A 22460-nucleotide genomic window follows, 5' to 3' on the forward strand; every position below is an offset into this window, starting at 1 on the left:
ATGAAAGCGTTATCCAAACTGAAAGCGGAAGAGGGCATCTGGATGACCGACGTTCCGGAACCGGAAGTCGGCCATAACGATTTGCTGATTAAAATCCGTAAAACAGCCATCTGCGGCACTGACGTTCACATCTATAACTGGGATGACTGGTCGCAAAAAACCATCCCGGTTCCGATGGTCGTGGGGCATGAATATGTCGGCGAAGTGGTCGGCATCGGTCAGGAAGTGAAAGGCTTTAAAATCGGCGATCGCGTCTCCGGCGAAGGTCATATCACCTGCGGTCATTGCCGCAACTGCCGCGGCGGTCGTACTCACCTGTGTCGCAACACCACTGGCGTGGGCGTCAACCGTCCCGGCTGCTTCGCGGAATACCTGGTCATCCCGGCGTTCAATGCGTTTAAAATCCCGGATAACATTTCTGATGATTTAGCCTCTATTTTCGACCCGTTTGGTAATGCGGTGCATACGGCGCTGTCTTTCGATCTGGTCGGCGAAGATGTACTGGTATCGGGGGCGGGGCCAATCGGCGTAATGGCCGCCGCGGTGGCGAAACATGTCGGCGCGCGTCATGTGGTGATTACTGACGTCAATGAATACCGTCTGGAGCTGGCGCGTAAAATGGGCGTCACCCGCGCGGTCAACGTCGCGAAAGAGAGCCTGAACGACGTCATGGCGGAGCTGGGAATGACCGAAGGGTTCGATGTGGGTCTGGAGATGTCCGGCGCGCCGCCGGCGTTTCGTACCATGCTGGACACCATGAATCACGGCGGTCGTATTGCGATGCTGGGGATTCCGCCATCAGATATGTCTATCGACTGGACAAAAGTCATCTTTAAGGGCTTGTTCATTAAAGGTATTTATGGTCGTGAGATGTTCGAAACGTGGTACAAAATGGCGGCGCTGATCCAGTCCGGTCTGGATCTGTCACCGATTATCACCCATCGTTTCTCTATTGATGATTTCCAGAAAGGTTTTGACGCCATGCGTTCAGGCCAGTCAGGAAAAGTTATTCTGAGCTGGGATTAATATGTATAGAGACCCGATGATATTTATCGGGTCTGATATACGTTTCATCGTAAAAGGTTGGTGTCATTCGCCAACCTTTTTTGTTAGGGAAAATCTGGAAAGCCGTAAAGAATTGTCATAGACATCAAGCATTCGTAATTGCGCTTTACTCTTATTTTACTCGCTAACGTCACGCTCTACTCTGAGTTTTGTGCTTGCTTTTTACTGTAAAAATTAATTATGGCGGCTTAATAGTTTCTTAATAGAGCCACAGTATAAAGGCAGGGTAAATTAAGGTTTTTCTGGTAATCGTTATGAAAAATAGTAAAACCAAAGTGAGTATCATTATCCCGTTATATAATGCGGGAGCGGATTTTAATGCTTGCATGGCGTCGTTAATCGCGCAAACGTGGTCGGCGCTGGAAATTATTATTGTGAATGATGGATCGACGGATCATTCCGTTGAGATAGCAAAACATTACGCGGAACATTACCCGCATGTTCGACTGCTTCATCAGGCCAATGCTGGCGCATCTGTCGCCCGTAATCTTGGCCTGCAAGCGGCGACCGGCGATTACGTCGCCTTTGTCGATGCGGATGACCTGGTCTACCCGAAGATGTATGAAACGCTGATGACCATGGCGCTTAACGATGATCTGGACGTTGCGCAGTGTAATGCGGACTGGTGCGTCCGAAAAACCGGGCACGCCTGGCAATCTATTCCGACCGATCGTCTGCGTTCCACCGGGGTATTAAGCGGACCGGATTGGTTGCGTATGGCGCTGGCCTCGCGGCGCTGGACGCATGTTGTCTGGATGGGCGTTTATCGACGTGCGTTAATTACCGATAACAATATTACTTTCGTTCCCGGACTACATCATCAGGACATATTATGGTCGACGGAAGTTATGTTTAATGCCACGCGCGTACGTTATACCGAACAAACATTATATAAATATTTCCTGCATGATAATTCGGTAAGCCGTTTGCAAAGACAAGGCAATAAAAATCTTAATTATCAGCGGCATTATATTAAAATTACGCGATTATTAGAAAAGCTCAATCGTGATTATGCCCATCGTATTCCGATTTACCCGGAGTTTCGCCAGCAAATTACCTGGGAAGCGTTACGCGTTTGTCATGCGGTGCGTAAAGAACCTGATATTTTGACCCGCCAGCGTATGATTGCCGAAATTTTTACTTCTGGCATGTATAGACGGATGATGGCTAACGTCCGCAGCGCGAAAGCGGCTTATCAGACGCTGATCTGGTCTTTCCGGCTGTGGCAATGGCGCGACAAAACCTTGTCGCACCGTCGTATGGCCCGTAAGGCGCTCAATCTGTCTTAGCGCTCACGTTTTTAGGCGCGGCGATTTTCCCCCAGCCTTGCCACTGGTGCTGAAACCAGGCAACCACGGAACTTTGCGTAATACTCTCGCCGATGACGCTGAAAAAGCGCGTAGCGTAGACCGGTTGCAGCGGTTTTTTCGGCTTGCACATCTTCACGCCGCGAAAGGGATTGCGCGGCGCGTCAATTTTCTGCGGCGTCAAATCAGGTCGGGACGTATCTACCTGCGGTTCGTTGAGCAGGCTGCCTGGACGTACCAGGGTGATATCCGCCGGCAGGCGATAAACCATCTGTTGCAGCACGCGAACCGTTGCGGGATGCGGATGACCAATCGCGATAGCGGAACCGTTGCGACGGGCCAGTTCAATAGCGCGATTAAACTGACGGCGAATATCCGCCTCGTTTTGCGTATCGTCGAGGAACACTTTGCGCTTGATCACTTTCACACCCGTACCGGATGCCGCGCGCATCGCCTGGCTATTGCCAATCGTCATGCTGTCGAGAAAATAGAGATTGTAATGTTCCAGCGCCTGCATCACTTTTTGCATACCGAACAGGCTGGAAGTCATTGCGCTGCCCATGTGGTTATTAAGCCCGACGGCATACGGCACGTTGTTTACCGCCTCGCGGATAATGCGCTCGATCTCATCGCTGCTCATATCTGGTCGCAGCGTATCCTTCTCCAGCGGCTGTTTGCTTAGCGGCGCCATCGGCAGATGGATTAACACCTCATGCCCGCTATTGTGCGCTTTAGTTGCCATTTCGCGCGCGTGCGGCGCGTTGGGCAGCACGGCGACGGAGATGTTTGGCGGCAGCGCCAGAACCTGGTTTTCCGTATGCGGGCGATAGCCAAAATCATCAATCACGATGGCGAGCTTGCCAGCGAAAACGGGATGTGCAAACGCCAGCAAAGTGGCCAGCGTGAGAATGGAGCGACGAAACTGAGGCAAAACTTATTTTCCCAACCACGGCTGTGGATTGACGGCCTGACCCTGGCGACGAATTTCGAAATAAAGCGAGGGTCTGCCCTGACCGCCGCTACTGCCCACAAGGGCGATAGGTTGTCCGGCGCGCACCTGCGCGCCTACGCTGACCAGCGCGCTCTGGTTATAGCCGTAAAGGCTCATATCGCCTTTACCATGCTCCACGACCACCACCAGGCCATAGCCTTGCAGCCAGTCCGCCAGAATCACCCTGCCGTCGGCGATGGCTTTGACCTCGGTGCCTTCCGACGCGCCGATCACCATCCCCTTCCAACGTAGCTCACCTTGCAGCCGTTCGCCATAGCGATGCAATATCGGGCCGCGTACCGGCCAGTATGCCTGACCGCGAGGCGCGCCCAGACCGCCGGTGCGGGACATTAGCGAACGCTCGCTTTCCGTCGGCTTATAGGTGCTGCCTTTACGCGAGGCTTCCTGCTGCTTATCGCGTACCGCCTGCGCTTCGCGGGCTTCACGCTCCGCTCGCGCTTTGGCCGCCGCTTCTGCCCGCGCGATACTGTTGCGTAGGCGTGATTCGTTGGCGCGTAGTTCGCTTAACTGTTGCTGGCCTTGCTGAATAGACGACTCCAGTCCGGCAAGCGTTTTCTTACGTTCATTACGCGCCTGCTCCAGCTTCGCCTGCTGGGCGCGCTGTTCATACAGCAACGTTTGTTGTTGGCTTTGCTTCTCTTCCAGCTCGGCTTTTTGCGTGGCGACCTGTTCGCGAGTCTGTTTCAGTTCGGCGATAGTCTCCTGGCGCGCCTGGTTCAGATAGCCGAAGTAGGCCTGCAGGCGTTGCCCACGCTGGCTTTCTTCTCCGCTAAGAATAAGCTGAATGCCGGTGTGTTCGCCCTGGCGGAAAGCGGCGTCCAACTGCGCGGCGAGATTACGCTCCTGGCTGGCTTTTTGCTGCTCCAGTTTGGCAATTGAGGCGTTCATCTCATCAATTTGCGCGTTTAACTGATCCAGAGTGCTTTGCGTTTCGCGCAGCTTACGCGCTGCGGCCGAGATGGCCTCTTCCTGGGCTTTCAGTTGTGCCAGGAGGCTGGCGCGCTGTTGCTGCTGCTGGCGTACGTCGCGTTCTTTCGCGGCGATATCGGCCTGAATAGATTTGAGTTGATCACGGTCATCCGCGTGGGCGGAAAAGGCGCACAACAATACGCCAGCGCTAAGTACGCTGGCGTAGAACAAAGGCCTGACTGAAAACGTTCTTGGTTTCACGGCCTGTTGAATGGTGTTAATCGCCTTTCCCCTCATGGGGAGGGATTATTCCACGATGAACAGCGGCTTACCAGTCATCTCTTGCGGGATTTCCATCCCCATCAGCGACAGCATGGTAGGCGCAATGTCTGAAAGTTTGCCGCCTTCAACCGCCTTCACGTTTTTCTCGCCGACATAAATCAGCGGCACCGGCAGGTTGGTGTGGGCGGTATGCGCCTGACCGGTCGCCGGATCGCGCATCTGCTCCGCGTTGCCGTGGTCCGCGGTAATCAACAGTTGTCCACCAACGGACTCAACCGCTTTTGTTACCTGGTCAATGCAGTTATCCAACGCTTCCACCGCTTTGATGGCGGCTTCCATCACGCCGGTATGACCGACCATATCGCCGTTTGGATAGTTACAAATGATGGTGTCGTACTTACCGCTTTCGATCGCCGCGACCAATTTTTCAGTCAATTCTGCAGAGCTCATTTCCGGTTGCAGGTCATAAGTGGCCACTTTCGGGGAGTTGATCAGAATGCGCTCTTCGCCAGCAAACGGTTCTTCTACGCCGCCGTTAAAGAAAAAGGTTACGTGCGCATATTTTTCCGTTTCGGAAATACGCAGCTGAGTTTTGTCGTTTTTCGCCATCCATTCGCCAAAGGTATTCGCCAGCGACGCTGGTGGGTAGGCAACGGCAGTTTTGATGTCGGCGGCGTATTCGGTCAGCATCACAAAGTTCAGATTAACCACTTTCTTACGCGCAAAGCCGTCGAAATCAGCGTTAACGAAAGCGCGGGTAATTTCGCGCGCGCGGTCAGCGCGGAAGTTCATGAAAATCAGCGTATCGCCGTCTTCCATCGCCGCATCAGCCTGGCCCTCGGCGCGGATAACGGTCGCTTTGACAAACTCATCGTTTTCATCACGAGCGTAAGCGGCCTGCAGGCCAGCCACAGCGGTATCTGCCTGGAATTCGCCCTGCGCCAGGGTCATCAGATCATACGCTTTTTCCACGCGATCCCAACGGTTGTCGCGGTCCATAGCGTAGTAACGACCGACGATAGACGCCACGCGGCCTTTGCCCAGCGCGGCGAATTTGTCTTCGAATTTTTTCAGCGAGGCTTCAGCGCTGCGCGGCGGCGTGTCGCGACCGTCGAGGAAGGCGTGCAGATAGATTTTTTCTGCGCCGCGCTCTGCGGCCAGTTCCACCATCGCCATAATGTGATCTTCGTGGCTGTGGACGCCGCCCGCGGACAGCAGACCCATAATATGAACCGCTTTACCGGCGTTTTTCGCCTGGTCTACCGCATTGGTCAGGACTGAGTTAGCAAAGAAAGTACGTTCTTTAATTTCAACGTCCAGACGCGTCAGGTCCTGATAAACGATGCGGCCTGCGCCCAGGTTAACGTGGCCCACTTCGGAGTTGCCCATCTGGCGGTCAGGCAGACCCACTTCCAGACCGGATGCGTCGATCAGGGTATGCGGACGTTTTGCCCACAGAGCATCCATCACCGGGGTTTTGGCGTTTAAGATAGCGTTATCCTGCTGTTCTTCACGGTAGCCGTAGCCATCCAGAATCACCAGTACCATAGGTTTTTTAGAAACCGACATTGCGACAACCTCATACTCAATAGACAAAATAATTGCGTAATTTTACTACAGCTGAATCGATAAAATAGCCTCAGAAGATCAAAGAAAGGGATCGCGCTGGCGTGAGAAGGCAAGTAATAGCGTGATTTTTTTTCGTAGCGCCCCGCAAAAATGCATTCCAGTGCACGCTCTGGCTGTATTTGCGCCACTGCGCAGGTATACTCCTTTCCTGGTTTTTTAATCACTACGTCGGGAGTTGTTACCCCCCATGCAAGAAATTATGCAATTTGTTGGCCGTCATCCCATACTGAGTATCGCCTGGATTGCGTTACTGGTGGCGGTTTTATTTACCACGTTCAAAGGTCTGACTTCAAAAGTTAAGGTGATTACACGCGGCGAAGCCACGCGCCTTATCAACAAAGAGGACGCCGTTGTTGTGGATTTACGTCAACGTGATGATTTCCGTAAAGGCCATATCGCTGGCGCGACCAATTTGCTGCCGAGCGAAATCAAAGCCAACAATGTTGGCGAACTGGAAAAGCACAAAGACAAGCCGATTATCGTGGTCGACGGTTCTGGTATGCAGTGCCAGGAATCCGCTAACGCGCTGACAAAAGCCGGCTTTGAAAAGGTCTTTGTGTTGAAAGAAGGCGTAGCAGGCTGGAGCGGCGAGAATCTGCCTCTGGTGCGCGGTAAGTGATTACCCGTCGTTTTCATGACGTAAGGGGAATGACTTGCCCTTGCGTCGACATGAAATCCATCGGGTAAAAAACAGGAGCGAAGTCATGGCCAATATTGAAATCTACACCAAAGCAACCTGTCCGTTTTGCCATCGTGCAAAGACGCTGTTAAACAGCAAGGGCGTGAGTTTCCAGGAAATTGCGATTGACGGCGACGCCGTGAAGCGTGAAGAGATGATCAAACGTAGTGGCCGAACGACGGTTCCGCAAATTTTTATTGATGCACAGCACATTGGCGGTTGTGACGACTTGTATGCGCTGGATGCGCGTGGTGGACTGGATCCGCTGTTGCGTTAAGGCGTACTCAAGTATTTAAGGACAACACTAAAGGGTTTTACACATGTCAGAACAAAATAACACTGAAATGGCTTTCCAGATCCAACGTATCTATACCAAGGATGTTTCTTTCGAAGCGCCAAACGCACCGCATGTTTTCCAGAAAGATTGGCAGCCAGAGGTTAAACTGGATCTTGATACGGCATCTTCCCAACTGGCGGATGACGTTTATGAAGTTGTGCTGCGTGTTACCGTAACGGCTTCCTTGGGGGAAGAAACCGCGTTCCTGTGCGAAGTTCAGCAGGCCGGTATTTTCTCCATCAGCGGTATTGAAGGTACTCAGATGGCGCATTGCCTGGGCGCATACTGCCCGAACATTTTGTTCCCGTATGCTCGCGAGTGCATCACCAGCCTGGTTTCACGCGGTACGTTCCCGCAACTGAACCTTGCGCCGGTCAATTTTGATGCGCTGTTCATGAACTATTTGCAGCAGCAGGCTGGCGAAGGTACTGAAGAACATCAGGATGCCTGATGAACCAAAGTAATGCGTCAATGACAGTCATCGGTGCCGGCTCGTACGGCACCGCTCTTGCCATCACTCTGGCGAGAAACGGCCACCAGGTTGTCCTGTGGGGCCACGACCCAAAACATATCGCGACCCTGGAGCACGATCGCTGCAACGTCGCGTTCCTTCCCGATGTGCCTTTTCCCGATACGTTACACCTGGAAAGCGACTTAGCAACCGCGCTGGCGGCCAGTCGTAACATTCTGGTGGTGGTGCCAAGCCATGTTTTCAGCGACGTGCTGCGGCAGATTAAACCGCTGATGCGTCCGGATGCGCGTCTGGTATGGGCGACCAAAGGCCTGGAAGCGGAAACGGGGCGCCTGTTGCAGGATGTCGCTCGCGAAGCGTTAGGCGATCAAATCCCGCTGGCGGTGATTTCCGGTCCTACGTTCGCTAAAGAGCTGGCGGCGGGTTTGCCGACGGCAATCTCGCTGGCCTCAACCGATGAGACCTTTGCCGACGATCTCCAGCAACTGTTGCACTGCGGAAAAAGTTTTCGCGTCTATATCAATGCGGATTTTATCGGCGTGCAGCTTGGCGGCGCGGTGAAAAACGTGATTGCGATTGGCGCGGGGATGTCTGACGGCATCGGCTTCGGCGCGAACGCCCGCACGGCGCTAATCACGCGTGGACTGACCGAAATGTCGCGGCTTGGCGCAGCGCTTGGTGCCGATCCCGCCACCTTTATGGGGATGGCGGGCTTAGGCGATCTGGTGCTGACCTGTACCGACAACCAGTCGCGCAACCGTCGTTTTGGCATGATGCTTGGCCAGGGCATGGACGTTAAAGGCGCGCAGGATAAGATTGGCCAGGTGGTCGAAGGCTATCGCAATACGAAAGAAGTTCGTGAATTGGCGCACCGTTTTGGTGTTGAAATGCCAATAACCGAGGAAATTTATCAAGTATTGTATTGCGGAAAAAACGCGCGCGAGGCAGCATTAACGTTATTAGGTCGCGCCCGCAAGGAAGAGCTGAGTCGCCACTAGCCGTAAGGAACTGTTTGCATAAACGACCCAACCCGCACAGAACGGGTTGGTCGTTTTCTGCCCGTCTGGAGTAAGCCATGCCGTGTGAAGAACTGGAAATCGTCTGGAAGAATATTAAAGCTGAAGCCCGCGCTTTAGCTGACTGTGAGCCTATGTTGGCCAGTTTTTATCACGCCACGCTACTCAAGCATGAAAATCTGGGCAGTGCGCTGAGCTATATGCTGGCAAATAAACTGGCTTCGCCCATCATGCCCGCTATCGCTATCCGTGAAGTGGTTGAAGAGGCCTATGCCGCCGACCCGGAAATGATCGCGTCGGCAGCCTGCGATATTCAGGCCGTGCGCACTCGCGATCCGGCGGTGGATAAATACTCCACGCCGCTGTTATATCTGAAAGGCTTTCATGCGCTACAGGCCTACCGCATTGGTCACTGGTTGTGGAATAAAGGTCGCCGCGCGCTGGCTATCTTCCTGCAAAATCAGGTTTCGGTCTCGTTTCAGGTGGATATTCACCCGGCAGCGAAAATTGGCCGCGGGATTATGCTCGACCATGCCACCGGTATTGTGGTGGGGGAGACGGCGGTTATTGAGGATGATGTGTCGATCCTGCAATCCGTCACCCTGGGCGGTACCGGGAAAACGAGCGGCGATCGCCATCCTAAAATCCGCGAAGGCGTGATGATTGGCGCGGGCGCGAAAATTCTCGGCAATATCGAGGTGGGGCGCGGCGCGAAAATTGGCGCAGGTTCCGTTGTTTTACAGCCTGTCCCGCCGCACACTACCGCCGCAGGCGTTCCGGCGCGTATTGTCGGCAAGCCGGGCAGCGATAAGCCGTCGATGGATATGGACCAGCATTTCAACGGGCTACACCATACGTTTGAGTATGGCGACGGCATCTGATTTCGAGCTATCTTACTTGCCATATTGAACCTGGGCTATGCTCGTCATCCTCTCGTATTGCGTGTACGCTCAGGTAGACAAGCGCAGTCCGTGTCCAATCTGGCTGCGCCGATAACGCTCGAAACGAATATTATCAATATTAATGTAGGCCGGATAAGGCGTCAGCCGCCATCCGGCACAAATCAACTGCGCAATACCGCGCCGGGGTATCCTAACTGGCGCCACGCTTCATACACCACTACCGACACCGCATTCGACAGGTTCATGCTACGGCTATCCGGCATCATCGGAATGCGAATCTTCTGCTCTTTAGGCAACGCATCGAGAATGCTGGCGGGCAGGCCGCGCGTTTCCGGGCCAAACATCAAATAATCGCCATCCTGATAGCTTACGGCGCTATGGGCGGGCGTGCCCTTTGTCGTCAACGCAAACAGGCGCTGCGGGTTTTCGGCGGCGACAAAGGCGGCATAATCGTGATGGCGCTGAACCGCGGCGAATTCGTGATAGTCCAGCCCTGCGCGGCGTAAGCGCTTATCATCCCAGGTAAACCCCATCGGTTCGATGATGTGCAGACGAAAGCCGGTATTGGCGCAAAGACGAATGATGTTGCCGGTATTCGGCGGGATTTCTGGTTCGAAGAGTACGATGTTAAGCATGATGCCCCCTTAAATGCGGGGGGCAGAATAGCAGAAATTTACCGGGCTCTCACGCGCCAGGCGTTCAGGCGGCATCGCCTTTGCTCATTGGCGCCAGCGCGGCGGGCAAACTTCTCCCCAGTTCCTGCACCAGTGAATCGCCACTGATTTCACTAATGGATTTCGCGCCGGTCAGGGTCATGGCGACTTTCATCTCTTTCTCGATCAGGTCCAGCAGGTTGGCGACACCCGCTTTTCCTGCCGTCGCCAGCGCGTAGAGATAGGCCCGACCCAGCAGTACGGTATCGGCCCCCAACGCAATCATACGCACGACATCCAGCCCGTTACGAATCCCGCTATCCGCCAGAATGGCGATATCACCTTTCACCGCATCGGCAATGGCGGGCAGGGCGCGGGCGGAAGAGAGCACGCCATCGAGCTGGCGGCCGCCGTGATTCGACACCACAATACCGTCAGCGCCGAAACGTACCGCATCGCGGGCATCTTCTGGATCGAGGATCCCTTTGATCACCATTGGGCCGTCCCAGAATTCGCGTATCCACTCCAGATCTTTCCAGGAGATGGACGGATCGAAGTTATTTGCCAGCCAGCCGATATAGTCCTCAAGGCCGGTCGGTTTACCCAGATAGGCGGAAATATTGCCTAAATCATGCGGGCGACCGTTCAGGCCGACATCCCACGCCCATTTAGGGTGCATCACCGCCTGCCAGTAACGGCGCATGGCCGCGTTTGGGCCGCTCATCCCGGAGTGGGCGTCACGGTAGCGCGCGCCCGGCGTCGGCATATCCACGGTAAAGACCAGCGTGGAGCAGCCCGCCGCTTTTGCTCGTTCAAGCGCGTTGCGCATAAAACCACGATCGCGTAATACGTAGAGCTGAAACCACATGGGGCGTTTAAGCGTGGGGGCGACTTCTTCAATCGGACAGACGGAGACGGTGGAAAGGGTGAACGGAATGCCCTTTGCGTCTGCGGCGGCGGCGGCCTGTACTTCGCCGCGACGGGCGTACATGCCGCACAGGCCTACCGGCGCTAATGCCACCGGCATCGACAACGTTTCGTTAAACAGGGTCGTTTCCAGGCTTAAATCGGACATATTTTTCAGCACGCGCTGGCGCAGAGCGACTTGCGACAGGTCTTCCACATTTCGGCGCAGGGTATATTCCGCATACGCGCCGCCGTCGATGTAGTGGAAGAGGAAAGGAGGCAACGTGCGCTGAGCTGCGGCGCGATAATCGCTGGCTGCTGAAATAATCATGATTTATTCTCCCTGGTCATCTCATTATGGTCGCCGGGCAGGCGGGTAATACGCGCCTGGCGGGCCTGGTCTTCATCAAATCGTTTAATCGTGGTGTGGACAAAACTGAGGTGCGCCATCATCGCTTTACGCGCGCCGTCGGCGTTACCGTCCAGAATGGCGTCCATCACCGCCTGGTGTTGTTCCGTCAGCTTTGAGAATACGGGCGGAACGAGATACATACGCTGGCGACTCTGTTTGACGGAGGATTGCAGGACGTCGAAGAAACCGCGCATGGTTTGCAACAGCACCACATTGTGCGAGGCTTCCGCGATCGCCAGATGAAAGCGCACGTCGGCTTGGGAGGCGAGATCCGGGTCTTCGCTGAGCGTCGCATCAAAGCAGAGTCTGATCTTCTCTTTGTCGGCGCTGGTGGCCCGCATGGCGGCGTGCCAGGCCGTACTGGCTTCAATGGCGTGGCGGGCTTCCAGAATGTCGAAGCTGTAATCAGGATCGTCCGCCAGCAGGGTTTTCAGCGGCTGAACGATATTCTGTTCAGACCAGGTTTCGTGTTGCCAGCGGACAAATGTCCCGCCGCCGCGACGACTCACCAGCACGCCTTCACTGACCAGCTTCGCCAGCGCTTCGCGTAAAGAGTTGCGTGATACGCCAAGCTGTAGAGCCAACTGGCGCTCGGCGGGCAATTTCATGCCCGCTTCCAGGTTTTGTTCTTCAATCAGCGCCCGCACGCGAGAGGCAATCTCGTCAGACAGGCGTTTTGGCATCACAATCACGGAATCATCCAGGTTAAAACATAGGCCTGAAGCGTAGTGATCACGCCCACCATACAGGTGAAGATCAGGCTGTGTTTGACGGTAAAACGGAACAGATCGGACTCTTTCCCTACTAGCCCCACCGCCGCGCAGGCGATGGCGATAGATTGCGGCGAGATCATCTTGCCGGTCACGCCGCCGGTGGTATTTGCCGCCACCATCAGCACATCCGAAACGCCGATTTGCTGCGCCGCGGTAGCCTGTAGAGAGGCAAACAGCGCGTTAGATGAGGTATCCGAGCCGGTCAGGAATACCCCCAGCCAGCCGAGGAACGGCGAGAAGAACGTGAAGGCGCTGCCGGTGTGCGCCAGCGCTAACGCCAGCGTGGAGGAAAGCCCGGAATAGTTCGAGATAAACGCGAACGCCAGCACCATGCCGATGGAGTAAATCGGCAACGCCAGCTCTTTCAGCGTGCTGCCGAAGGTCTGGATTGCGGCTGAGGGTTTCATTTTCAGCCAGACGATAGACAACAGCGCGGCAAACAGGATCGCTGTGCCGGTGGCGGAGAACCAGTCAAATTTATACACCGCCGCGTAAGCGGTCGCTTCGTGTACGACTGGCGGCATACGGGCGACCAGTTTATCGAGATACGGTACCGGAACGTTAATTACCCAGTCATACAGCGCGCCGCCGGGGGCAAACAGCGCTTTGAACGGCGGTATGCTCCAGAGAGTGACCGTGGCGGTCAGGAACAGGAACGGCGACCAGGCGCGAACAATTTGTCCTGTCGTATAGCGGGTACGGGCCAGCGTCTGATCGACCTGCGACGCGCCCATATCGCCGAAGCGGAAGATGCGTACCGGCTGCCAACGTTTGAGGAACAGCGTCAGACACACCAGAGACACCAGAGAAGAGATAATGTCCGGCAGTTCCGGCCCGATAAAGTTGGAGCTGAGATACTGGGCGATAGCAAATGAACCGCCAGAGACCATCACCGCAGGCCAGGTTTCTTTCACGCCGCGCCAGCCGTCCATAATCGCCATAATCCAGAACAGCACGATAATGGTCAGGAATGGCAACTGGCGGCCTACCATCTGACCGATTTCAAAGCTGTCCAGGCCCGTAACCTGTCCGGCAACCAGAATCGGAATACCCATCGCGCCAAAGGCGACTGGCGCGGTGTTTACAATCAGGCACAGCCCTGCCGCATACAGCGGATTAAAGCCCAGACCCACCAGCAGCGCGGCGGTTATCGCCACCGGCGCGCCGAAACCCGCCGCACCTTCAAGGAACGCGCCGAAGCAGAAGCCGACAATCAGCATTTGCAGGCGTTGATCGGGGGTTATCGACAGAATTGACGAGCGGATAATGTCAAACTGCCCGGTCTTTACCGAGATTTTATAGACGAAGACCGCGGCGATGATTATCCAGGCAATCGGCCATAGCCCGTAGAAGAAGCCATACACGACCGATGCCAGCGCGTGATCGACCGGCATTTTATAGAACAGCAGCGCGACGGCGAGCGCGATAACCACCGTCCACGAAGCGGCAACGTAGCCTTTCAGCTTGAGTTTAATCAGGGCGAAAAAGAAGAACAGGATTGGGAGCGATGCGATCAGGCTGGAAAGCCAGATATTACCCGCCGGGTCATAGTTTTGTTGCCAGAGGTTCATTGCAGGTCTCCTGAGAACCACACGCATAATGGGATGAATCTTTGCTCATCTCGTTGGGGTCACATTATGTGTAAAAGTGGTCCTGCCAATATTGTTGTGTATGGATAATGACAACAAATGGTTAACCAAATGTTATTTATTGGCAACGATATTGTAGGGGTAATTTAATGAAATGTGAACATGTGGCCGGATTTAGCGGGAATTGGTAGGGCCAATTAAGGGGTGAGGACAACAAAGGGAAGTGAAAAGGCAATGGCATAATGCCATTGCCTTTGATGTCGGGAGTATTGTTACTCCATTACCACTGGAAGCCAGCGCCAATAGCTGCAGAGTAATCGCCCTGGCTGTTACTGGTTCCTTGCAATTTATACACCCAGCCCCCGCTTTCACTTACCATGGAGATACCAATGGCGACGGCACTTTCACCATTAAATGTACCGCCAGCAATCGAGGTCATGTTGGCACCTGGGGCGTAGGCTTGTGGCAGACCGGCCATGGCCATCGCTGAGGCGATACCGCCGCTCATCTTGTTTTCTACCCCTTTGATTTTGCTGTTCATTTCACCCATTTTCTGGTCGGTATAGGTGTTTGCTTCTTCGACGCTGCGTTTCAATTGCGCATAGTTAACCGCATCCGTATCGTTCACCGCCGCTGAAACATTGCCGATCCGAGTGGTACCGCCACTCCCGTCTCCCAGGTTGAGCACGCTATAGTTAACCGAACCATCTGCATTGGTTTCATAACGCACGGAGCCTGCTTCTGAAGCTTTAAGTTGCGCCACATTAACCGCGTCAGTGTTGTTCACCCCTGCGGCAACGTTGGTAATACGGCGTTGTTGGGTAGAAGAGCCGACAGACACAGTATTAGCTTCATCTGCGACTGAATTTGTGCCCAACGCTACGCTGTTTTCAGCGGCAGCAATAGAGCCAGATCCAATCGCGACGCTGTCCGCACCCTGGGCATTTGCATCTACGCCATCAGTGTTGGTCTTGAAGTACTTGGTGCTACCGGTAGTGACGATATCGCCAATGCCGTTTTCAATATTGGTGACGCGAGTATCAAGACTACTCACCTGCGTGTTCAGGTTATTAATGCTTTCGGTATTTGCGGCAACACGGCTGTCGGTGACTTTCAATTGACTAACGTTTACGGCATCGGTGTCTGCCGAACCCGCTGCGACGTTAGTGATCTGACGTTGACCGTCTTCACTGCCGACAGAGAACTCACCGACAGAGTTCTGCGGTGTGTCCATGTTGTAGGCGGTGTAGTCAGTCTGTGCGCCGCGAGTGGTCTGAGAACCATTACCCATTGCAATACTATTTGCATGGTTGGCGCGTGCGTTAGAACCGATAGCAATACCGTTGATGGCATCAGCCATCACCAGTGTATTCAGACCAATACCAATACCTGCATCAGCATTGACGATGGTTTTCGCACCCATTGCCAGTGAGTCAGTCCCGACAGCCAGTGAATCTTCTTCCGTTGAGTTTGCGTGGTAGTACTTGGTCGGTGTAGTGGCGACCGCACCAATGGCATTTTGTAACTGACGAACTGTTACCGCATCTTGCGCTTCAGAGCCGTCCGCAACGTTGGTAATTTGACGATAGCTTACTCCATCCGTCCCCAATGACAACGCGCCCAGCAACTCTCTGTCTGTTGTATTGTAGCCAATGACGACGCCATCGCTTGTTACGCTCGTTGCTCGTATACCTGATGAAATCGCGCGGTTAGAGGTGGAGCCACTGCCCAAAGCGATACTGCCCTCAATGCTGCTGCTGCTGTTCTCTCCAAGCGCCAGACTCGAAGCACCGGATGCGACGGCGTTGTAACCCACTGCCGTTGCGCCGTTACCCGTTGCGTATGCATCCTGGCCTTCAAGCCCGTTATCATTCGTACGGATGTATTTCACGCCGGTACCATTTTCCGTGATATAGGTTTCGCTGGTATCGCCGGCTAGTTGGCTAATAGATTCATTATACTGAGAAATCAGCATGTTAGTTTCATAAAGCTGAGAGCCATTAACAGCGTCAGTACTGTCACTGGCGATTTCACCTGCTGCCACATTGGTTATCTTATTGGTACCGCTGGTACCGTGGCTGGCGCTGAACGCACCCTCTTCGTCATCCCAGCTCAGTGCATCGGTACCAAGATTGGTGATGGACGTATTGATATCCGCGATAGCAGAGGTGTTTTGATCTACCTTCTGGTTGGTTTCATACAACTGTGAGCCGTTTACCGCGTCTGTACTGTCCTCAGAAAGCGCCCCGGCGGCGACATTGGTTATTTTACTGATGCTTCCACCGTGGTTTGCGCTGAAAGCGCCGATGTCTTCGTCCCATAACAGAGCGTTATCAGTGAGGCCGGTAATGGACGTATTAATGTCGGAGACAGAAGTATTCAGGTTCTCAATCGCGGTGCTGTTCTGAGTGATGTTGGTGGTATTGGCAGCGATATCGGTCGTGTTCTGATCCACTTTTTCATTGGTTTCGAACAGCTGCGATCCGTTAACGGCGTCGGTACTTTCTTCAGACAGCTCTCCGGCAGCAACGTTGGTGATTTTGTTTGTTGTACTACTTCCGTGGCTGGCAGAGAACGAACTCGTTGTCTCATTCCAGCTCAGGTTGTCAGAGCTAAGGTTAGTGATGGACGTATTAATATCTGCGATAGCAGAGGTGTTTTGATCCACCTTCTGGTTGGTTTCATACAACTGGGAGCCGTTCACCGCGTCTGTACTGTCTTCAGAAAGGTCCCCGGCGGCGACATTAATGATTTTGCTGGCGTTTCCGTTGCGGTTAGCGTTGAATGCGCCAGAGGCTGCATCCCACAACAGGGCATCGTCAGTGAGCGTGGTAACTGAGTTGCTCAGGTTGTTGATACTGGTGGTGTTGGTGGCGATATCAGTGGTGTTCTGGTTAATGCTGTCGGTATTGGCAGTGATATCCGTGGTGTTCTGAGACACATTTTCGTTGGTGGCAAACAGCTGGGAGCCGTTAACGGCGTCGGTGCTGTCTGCGGCCAGGGTGCCTGCCGCCAGATTGGTGATCTTGCTGTCGCTTCCGTTGTGCTTAGCGCTGAATGCGCTTGCGCTGCCATCCCACAACAGGGCATCGTCGGTGAGCGTGGTAACGGAGTTGCTCAGGCTGTTGATATTGGTGGTGTTGGTGGCAATATCAGTGGTGTTCTGGTTAATGCTGTCAGTATTGGCAGCGATATCCGTGGTGTTCTGAGACACATTTTCATTGGTGGCAAACAGCTGGGAGCCGTTAACGGCGTCGGTGCTGTCCGCGGCCAGGGTACCTGCCGCCAGATTGGTGATTTTGCTGTCGCTTCCGCTGTGGTTGGCGCTGAATGCGCTTGCGCTGCCATCCCACAACAGGGCATCGTCGGTGAGCGTGGTAACGGAGTTGCTCAGGCTGTTGATATTGGTGGTGTTGGTGGCGATATCAGTGGTGTTCTGATTGATGCTGGCCGTATTGGCGGCGATATCGGTTGTGTTCTGGTTAATGCTGTCGGTATTGGTAGTGATATCAGCGGTGTTCTGATCCACTTTCTCATTTGTATCAAACAACTGGGAGCCGTTAACCGCATCAGTGCTGTCTGCGGCCAGGGTACCTGCCGCCAGATTGGTAATCTTGCTGTCGCTTCCGCTGTGGTTAGCGCTGAATGCGCTTGTGTTGCCATCCCACAACAGCGCGTCTTCGGCTAATCCTGCGACAGAGGCCTCTGTATTCGTGATAGAAGTGTTAAGTGCGCTTAACGCACTGCCTACGTTATTGTAGATGCCTGTGCCCACCTTGTAGAGGGGCGCATTCACTGTACCATCAGAATTAACGGAAGCCCCTCCGCCTAGTCGATCGGCGACGGATTGACTTAAAGAATAAATTTGCGCACCTGTAACGGCATCGGTACTGTTGGCATTGATGTCGCCTTTAGCAACGTAGGTGATCTGTCGCTGAGTGGTGCTGTTACCCACGGCGACCGAATTGTCTTCCAGAGCGGTAGAGCCCGCGCCAAGGGCAACTGAGTTGGTGCCTATCGCTTGTGCGCCATTACCAAATGCAGCGCTGTCGTCGCCGCTCGCAGTGGCTTGATAACCTAATGCAGCGGAAGTTGCTCCGCTTGCGACAGATTTATAACCTAATGCAACCGAGTTTGCGCCGCTCGAATCGGCATACACGCCCATTGCCATCGAATAACTCCCGCCAGCTGAGGATGAGGCCCCCATCGCAATAGCCCGGTCACCGGCTGAAACGGATTTTACGCCAAGCGCTAGCGAAGAGTTGCCGGTGGACTGGCTGTATGAACCAATGGCGGTACTCCATTTCCCCATCGCGGAGGCGTGATAACCCATTGCGGCGCTTGCGCCATCAACGTTGGTGTAAGTATTGGCTGTGGCATCGGTACCAATTGCAATCCACCCTGTTCCTGCAGTGGAGTCGGATGGAGTAACACCGCTGCCAGTATCTTTACCTGCATTGGCCAATACATCCGCAGAGACCATAATACTGCTAAGACTGATGAGTGCGGAAACCGCCAGCTTTCTGCGGCCGCTTTTTTTGCCGCGGCTTTTTGCGGTTTCGCTGGTGACAACAAATGTTCCCGTAGCGGCATTCCAGAGGACTTTAAATATTCTGTTCATGGATAAGTGCTTTCCTTTTCTAAAATAGTTGTATCAATGGCTATTATTTTTTTGGCTTCTTTTTCGTATCATTAATAGGTTGTATGCTGTCGAATATGACATTCTCCATGTTAATACCTATTTTTAGATACTTAAGATTATTGGGCGATACGCCTTTTAATGTTAGCGTGACGTTTGTCCATGTTCCCGGTAAAAGTTCGATTGTCGAATCCATTTTCGTGTTAAGCAGGAGTTGTTTCCAGCGAGGCAGATCTTTTGCCTCGGAAGGTTTTTTCGTACCCCATGTCATATTAAACGCAAGGTTTGATACGGGAATGCTGAGTAAGTTAACTAAATCAAGATGAATAACACTTCCATCATCTATTGGCTCAATAGATAGAATACGCCCGGCTAATCCGATATTGCCGTTGTTAATAATAAAATAGCGCGTTTGTGATGGATCCAGTTCTGTGTAGTCGAATAGCCGTTGTTTGCGTTCAACGCGGCCAACGACTTCGGCGACCTTTTGAGTTGTGTTGATAACTGTAGTTTGTTGTTTTTCTAGCAAATTTATCTTTGCTTCTTGTTCTTTTTGTTGTTTTTCTAACAGATTTATCTTCGTTTCTTGTTCTTTTTGTTGTTTTTTCAGTTCTTCAACAAGGTGTTTATCTGCAAAGTAATCACAACCAGATAAAAAGAATGTGAATCCCAACGCAAGCAGGGGGATAAATTTTCCATTTTTGTGCATATAAAATATCCTTGTTAATAATTTATATAATATAAATAGTTAACCTGTTATTTATACAGCTAACTCATCATTTGCGAACATTGCCAATAGCCATTAATATATGGTTATAATTAAAACATTCATTGTTTCTATAGGAATGTGCAAATACCCGACGTTGTTTATCAATTACTCATAGCAATACTTTATAAAAATATAATTATAATGTTTATGTATGAGCATTTTTTTTCATGGATGATAATGTTATTTAATTTTTCGGGTCAATCATATTCTGCGGGATATGAGAAAAGGGGATGAAAAAATTCATTGCATAAATACAAATAGGCATGATAGTGGAATTTTTCATCCCGAAAAAGCGGGGATTACCGTTAAAAATGAACTTGTATATAAGCGGTGTAAATACGTCTGGATAAAAATTCGGAATATAGCCCGATGCTCTCAAGACATCCTCCGTACACGGGTGTCCTGAGAGCCTGGGATGCGGAAGGTTTAGAACTCGCTCTTCGCGAACCCTGTCATCTCTTTGAGCCCCATTTCCCGGCCCAGCGCCGTCATCGGGTGCACCACGATCAGGCCGCGTACGCTTTTTTTGAGTTTGCCCATATCGGCCTGCTCTTTTTTAGTGATCGCGCGGCGAAACGGCAGGTTCATCAGCTTCTGCGCTTCTTTACTCAGTTTCTGGCTGTGTACTTCGCGCAGACGGATAATTTCTGCTTCCAGCGTCTCTTTTTCTTTTTCCAGCTCCGCGTATTTATCGGCGGATTCAACCAGAGAGAGACCTGCCTGCTGGTGGCGAATAGCGTCAAGACGATCGCTCAGGCGTTTAATTTCGTTTTTTTCAACTTCTTTCATGGGATTGCTTCTGATAGAAATGGGATAGATACCCTATAGTATGCGCGCAGTGAGTGATTCTTCACAACTCATGACGTAAAGATAATCAATTATGGCAAGTATTACACCGCTAATTATTTAGTTATCTCTTTGAGAATAAAATCTTTTTTTCGAAAGAAAAGATGAAGCGCCTTTTTTGCCGGCAAGAAAAGCGATTAAGCACATTTTCCTCAATGACAACGCTAAATTGATCCTAAACTCAAATAAGCGACCGCGGGAGTCAGACGCGGGTCACACATGGAGGATCTATCATGGCAAAAATAGGTGAGAACGTACCACTTCTTATTGATAAAGCCGTCGATTTTATGGCGTCCAGCCAGGCGTTCCGTGAATACCTGAATAAAACGCCGCCGCGTGATTATGTTCCTTCCGAGGTGCCGTCGGAGAGCGCGCCCATTTATTTGCAGCGTCTGGAATATTACCGGCGGCTGTACCGACCAAAAGAAGAAGAAAGAGGTTAACGGCGGGATTTACTTTTGAAAGGCCTTTTTTAAGCTGATTTTAGAAATCAGCTCGGTCAGGGAGAGAACCATCGTCGAACGCACCGCCTGCTGGTAGCGCTGAATTTGCATGGCGTAGAGCGCCGCGTCGGACGTATCAAAATGCGGCGGCGGCGGCAGCGCCATGACGCAGTGTAGTTCGCCAAACGGCCCGAGGATTTCATCGTCGGTAAAGGCGTACTCATTGCCGTCGTGATTCAGCTCTTCGCGCAGCGCCATTAACAGCTCCGCATCTTCATATTCGGTGCGGCTGAGTACGCCCAGGCCATAGATAAGTTTCAGACGTACCGAAAGATCGCCCAGCGGTCCGTCGCCGTCCAGCAACGGTTCCACAGCGTATTTCACCGCATAGTCGTCTTTGCGAAACACCTGGAGCACCAGAATATTCACCGCCTCGGTCAATAACTCGACGGCAGTAATCAGGAAGCTCCGTACGGTTTTGCCAGCATTCAGACGCTCAAGCACACGATTTTCAAAGGCCTGGGTTTGTTCCATTATTGCCTGCATATCTGACAATCTGTTATTTGGGCGCAGGCTAACCTGCGCCGGGTTCTGCGTCATTTGGTCGCGTTATAAGCGTTAACCGCCTCCGCCACCACATCGCTATTGGCATCCAGCCCGGAAATTTGCGCCAGAGCGGCCTGTGGACCTTTTTCGTCAATCAGCGCGGCCAGTTCCTGTGCCTGCGGATCTTCTTCACTACGGAAATGCATCGCCGCCGCGATCCCTTTGACCAGATTCACATGCGGCAGACCATATTCCAGGGTGCCAAGCAGCGGTTTGATCAGACGGTCGCCCGCGCTGAGTTTGCGTAGCGGCTGACGTCCAACGCGCTCAACATCATCTTTCAGATACGGGTTTTCAAAACGACCGAGGATTTTCTGAATGTATGCCGCATGTTTGTCGGCGTCAAAACCGTAGCGTTTGATCAGCACCGCGCCGCTTTCTTCCATCGCGCCTTTAACCACCGCGCGAATACTCTCATCGAGAATGGCGTCGCGAATGGTTTGATGACCGGCTAATTTGCCGAGGTACGCGGTTATAGCATGACCTGTGTTCAGCGTGAAGAGTTTACGTTCGACAAATGCCATCAGGTTATCCGTTAACTCCATCCCCGGAATGGTCGGCAACGCGCCTTTAAACTGGGTTTTATCGACGATCCACTCGCTGAAGGTTTCTACCGTCACTTCCAGCGGGTCATGGGTGGCGGAAGCAGATGGCGGCACAATACGGTCAACGGCGGAATCGACAAAACCGACGTGCTGTTCAACCCAGGCTTTATCGCCATCCGCCAGCGCGTTCATCACATGACCTTTGAGCTGTGTGGTGCCGCGCACCATATTTTCACAGGCGATGATATTCAGCGGGGCATCCACGCCCTGCGCCTTACGTTTTACCAGCCCTTTAGCGATGGCCGGAGCGATACGCTCAAGCACAACCGGACCCACGGCAGTAGTGATTAAATCAACGTGGGCAATCAGGTCGACAACATCATCGCCGATGCTGCTGACAGCGTTGACGCCGGAAACGGTATCCACCTGCTCATTTTCACCCACAACATGAACCTGATAGCTATGACGGGCATTCAGGGCATCGAGTACGACCTGGTTTACATCCGCAAACGTCAGTTGTATCCCCGCGTCAGCCAGCAGTTTGCCGATAAAGCCACGACCGATATTACCTGCGCCAAAATGTAATGCTTTCATAGTATTAACCTTCATTAATGTTTTTACCCGAGAGGGCTGGGGTGAGGCTTTTCCCTCAACCTAACCCTCTCCACA

At 52.8% G+C, this 22460-nt stretch carries 20 protein-coding genes; 8 read left to right on the top strand and 12 right to left on the bottom strand.

The window, feature by feature from the left end:
* Both tdh and LDB27_RS00715 read left to right on the top strand, forming a co-directional pair.
* Positions 1-1026, top strand: coding sequence for an L-threonine 3-dehydrogenase (gene tdh / locus LDB27_RS00710; protein ID WP_000645990.1), 1026 nt, complete (start codon positions 1-3; stop codon positions 1024-1026).
* Positions 1027-1319: 293 nt separating this feature from the next.
* A complete protein-coding gene (locus LDB27_RS00715; RefSeq protein WP_000798191.1) occupies positions 1320-2354 on the top strand; it encodes a glycosyltransferase in 1035 nt (344 codons plus the stop codon).
* Here the strand turns inward: LDB27_RS00715 and LDB27_RS00720 are convergent.
* Genes LDB27_RS00720 through gpmM form a run of 3 tightly spaced genes read right to left on the bottom strand, consistent with a single transcriptional unit; the run spans position 2341 to position 6144 of the window.
* Complete coding sequence (locus tag LDB27_RS00720; protein ID WP_001135510.1) at positions 2341-3303, bottom strand: divergent polysaccharide deacetylase family protein; 963 nt, start codon at positions 3301-3303, stop codon at positions 2341-2343. The two genes, LDB27_RS00715 and LDB27_RS00720, sit on opposite strands and share 14 nt — an antisense overlap.
* A gap of 3 nt (positions 3304-3306) precedes the next feature.
* A complete protein-coding gene (gene envC / locus LDB27_RS00725) occupies positions 3307-4566 on the bottom strand; it encodes a murein hydrolase activator EnvC (protein WP_230319576.1) in 1260 nt (419 codons plus the stop codon).
* Between the two features lie 33 nt (positions 4567-4599).
* A complete protein-coding gene (gpmM, locus tag LDB27_RS00730) occupies positions 4600-6144 on the bottom strand; it encodes a 2,3-bisphosphoglycerate-independent phosphoglycerate mutase (RefSeq protein ID WP_000116588.1) in 1545 nt (514 codons plus the stop codon).
* A gap of 247 nt (positions 6145-6391) precedes the next feature.
* Between gpmM and LDB27_RS00735 the strand changes: the two genes are divergently transcribed.
* From LDB27_RS00735 to cysE, 5 genes are all read left to right on the top strand, one after another.
* Entirely contained in the window at positions 6392-6823 is a 432-nt protein-coding gene (locus LDB27_RS00735; RefSeq protein ID WP_001156179.1) for a rhodanese-like domain-containing protein, read from the top strand.
* An 85-nt stretch (positions 6824-6908) separates the two neighbouring features.
* A complete protein-coding gene (gene grxC / locus LDB27_RS00740; protein WP_001273796.1) occupies positions 6909-7160 on the top strand; it encodes a glutaredoxin 3 in 252 nt (83 codons plus the stop codon).
* A gap of 43 nt (positions 7161-7203) precedes the next feature.
* Positions 7204-7671 carry a protein-export chaperone SecB gene (gene secB, locus LDB27_RS00745; protein WP_000003370.1) on the top strand — a complete coding sequence of 156 codons (468 nt, stop codon included), beginning with the start codon at positions 7204-7206 and terminating at the stop codon, positions 7669-7671.
* Positions 7671-8690, top strand: coding sequence for an NAD(P)H-dependent glycerol-3-phosphate dehydrogenase (gene gpsA, locus LDB27_RS00750; protein WP_001076596.1), 1020 nt, complete (start codon positions 7671-7673; stop codon positions 8688-8690). Before secB ends, gpsA begins: the two co-directional genes overlap by 1 nt.
* 77 nt (positions 8691-8767) lie before the next feature.
* A complete protein-coding gene (cysE, locus tag LDB27_RS00755; protein WP_001112114.1) occupies positions 8768-9589 on the top strand; it encodes a serine O-acetyltransferase in 822 nt (273 codons plus the stop codon).
* A 182-nt stretch (positions 9590-9771) separates the two neighbouring features.
* On the opposite strand, the gene trmL is transcribed toward cysE, so the two are convergent.
* From trmL to LDB27_RS00790, 7 genes are all read right to left on the bottom strand, one after another.
* Positions 9772-10245 (bottom strand): tRNA (uridine(34)/cytosine(34)/5-carboxymethylaminomethyluridine(34)-2'-O)-methyltransferase TrmL, encoded by a 474-nt coding sequence (gene trmL / locus LDB27_RS00760; RefSeq protein WP_000932335.1) that lies wholly within the window; start codon positions 10243-10245, stop codon positions 9772-9774.
* A gap of 64 nt (positions 10246-10309) precedes the next feature.
* On the bottom strand, positions 10310-11500 hold the full coding sequence (lldD, locus tag LDB27_RS00765; protein ID WP_000587001.1) for an FMN-dependent L-lactate dehydrogenase LldD: 1191 nt from the start codon (positions 11498-11500) through the stop codon (positions 10310-10312).
* The gene (gene lldR / locus LDB27_RS00770) at positions 11497-12273 is read right to left on the bottom strand and encodes a transcriptional regulator LldR (RefSeq protein ID WP_000636700.1); all 777 of its coding nucleotides are present in this window, start codon (positions 12271-12273) and stop codon (positions 11497-11499) included. Before lldR ends, lldD begins: the two co-directional genes overlap by 4 nt.
* The gene (gene lldP / locus LDB27_RS00775) at positions 12270-13925 is read right to left on the bottom strand and encodes an L-lactate permease (RefSeq protein WP_001055308.1); all 1656 of its coding nucleotides are present in this window, start codon (positions 13923-13925) and stop codon (positions 12270-12272) included. The genes lldR and lldP overlap by 4 nt, the downstream gene beginning before the upstream one ends.
* A 298-nt stretch (positions 13926-14223) precedes the next feature.
* Positions 14224-18564, bottom strand: a complete 4341-nt coding sequence (gene sadA / locus LDB27_RS00780; protein WP_001079638.1) for a trimeric autotransporter adhesin SadA — start codon at positions 18562-18564, stop codon at positions 14224-14226.
* Positions 18565-18607: 43 nt separating this feature from the next.
* Positions 18608-19291, bottom strand: a complete 684-nt coding sequence (locus LDB27_RS00785) for a DUF3251 domain-containing protein (protein WP_000549448.1) — start codon at positions 19289-19291, stop codon at positions 18608-18610.
* 486 nt (positions 19292-19777) lie between these two features.
* Entirely contained in the window at positions 19778-20140 is a 363-nt protein-coding gene (locus tag LDB27_RS00790; protein WP_000665687.1) for a YibL family ribosome-associated protein, read from the bottom strand.
* A gap of 290 nt (positions 20141-20430) precedes the next feature.
* Between LDB27_RS00790 and LDB27_RS00795 the strand changes: the two genes are divergently transcribed.
* On the top strand, positions 20431-20640 hold the full coding sequence (locus LDB27_RS00795; RefSeq protein WP_001062558.1) for a hypothetical protein: 210 nt from the start codon (positions 20431-20433) through the stop codon (positions 20638-20640).
* 9 nt (positions 20641-20649) lie between these two features.
* Here LDB27_RS00795 and mtlR read toward each other — a convergent pair whose 3' ends face one another.
* Together mtlR and mtlD are read right to left on the bottom strand one after the other, a co-directional pair.
* On the bottom strand, positions 20650-21240 hold the full coding sequence (gene mtlR / locus LDB27_RS00800; protein ID WP_000193201.1) for a mannitol operon repressor MtlR: 591 nt from the start codon (positions 21238-21240) through the stop codon (positions 20650-20652).
* The gene (gene mtlD, locus LDB27_RS00805) at positions 21237-22385 is read right to left on the bottom strand and encodes a mannitol-1-phosphate 5-dehydrogenase (protein WP_000645385.1); all 1149 of its coding nucleotides are present in this window, start codon (positions 22383-22385) and stop codon (positions 21237-21239) included. Before mtlD ends, mtlR begins: the two co-directional genes overlap by 4 nt.
* Positions 22386-22460 lie beyond the last annotated feature (75 nt).

The sequence above is a fragment of the Salmonella sp. JXY0409-18 genome, assembly GCF_020268625.1.
Classification (GTDB): domain Bacteria; phylum Pseudomonadota; class Gammaproteobacteria; order Enterobacterales; family Enterobacteriaceae; genus Salmonella; species Salmonella enterica.

Coding starts and splice junctions, on each gene's coding strand:
- mtlD (WP_000645385.1), bottom strand. CDS start 22,385: ATGAAAGCATTACATTTTGGCGCAGGTAATATCGGTCGTGGCTTTATC.
- lldP (WP_001055308.1), bottom strand. CDS start 13,925: ATGAACCTCTGGCAACAAAACTATGACCCGGCGGGTAATATCTGGCTT.
- secB (WP_000003370.1), top strand. CDS start 7,204: ATGTCAGAACAAAATAACACTGAAATGGCTTTCCAGATCCAACGTATC.
- LDB27_RS00715 (WP_000798191.1), top strand. CDS start 1,320: ATGAAAAATAGTAAAACCAAAGTGAGTATCATTATCCCGTTATATAAT.
- sadA (WP_001079638.1), bottom strand. CDS start 18,564: ATGAACAGAATATTTAAAGTCCTCTGGAATGCCGCTACGGGAACATTT.
- LDB27_RS00790 (WP_000665687.1), bottom strand. CDS start 20,140: ATGAAAGAAGTTGAAAAAAACGAAATTAAACGCCTGAGCGATCGTCTT.
- gpsA (WP_001076596.1), top strand. CDS start 7,671: ATGAACCAAAGTAATGCGTCAATGACAGTCATCGGTGCCGGCTCGTAC.
- cysE (WP_001112114.1), top strand. CDS start 8,768: ATGCCGTGTGAAGAACTGGAAATCGTCTGGAAGAATATTAAAGCTGAA.
- lldD (WP_000587001.1), bottom strand. CDS start 11,500: ATGATTATTTCAGCAGCCAGCGATTATCGCGCCGCAGCTCAGCGCACG.
- trmL (WP_000932335.1), bottom strand. CDS start 10,245: ATGCTTAACATCGTACTCTTCGAACCAGAAATCCCGCCGAATACCGGC.
- LDB27_RS00785 (WP_000549448.1), bottom strand. CDS start 19,291: ATGCACAAAAATGGAAAATTTATCCCCCTGCTTGCGTTGGGATTCACA.
- tdh (WP_000645990.1), top strand. CDS start 1: ATGAAAGCGTTATCCAAACTGAAAGCGGAAGAGGGCATCTGGATGACC.
- mtlR (WP_000193201.1), bottom strand. CDS start 21,240: ATGACGCAGAACCCGGCGCAGGTTAGCCTGCGCCCAAATAACAGATTG.
- grxC (WP_001273796.1), top strand. CDS start 6,909: ATGGCCAATATTGAAATCTACACCAAAGCAACCTGTCCGTTTTGCCAT.
- gpmM (WP_000116588.1), bottom strand. CDS start 6,144: ATGTCGGTTTCTAAAAAACCTATGGTACTGGTGATTCTGGATGGCTAC.
- LDB27_RS00735 (WP_001156179.1), top strand. CDS start 6,392: ATGCAAGAAATTATGCAATTTGTTGGCCGTCATCCCATACTGAGTATC.
- LDB27_RS00795 (WP_001062558.1), top strand. CDS start 20,431: ATGGCAAAAATAGGTGAGAACGTACCACTTCTTATTGATAAAGCCGTC.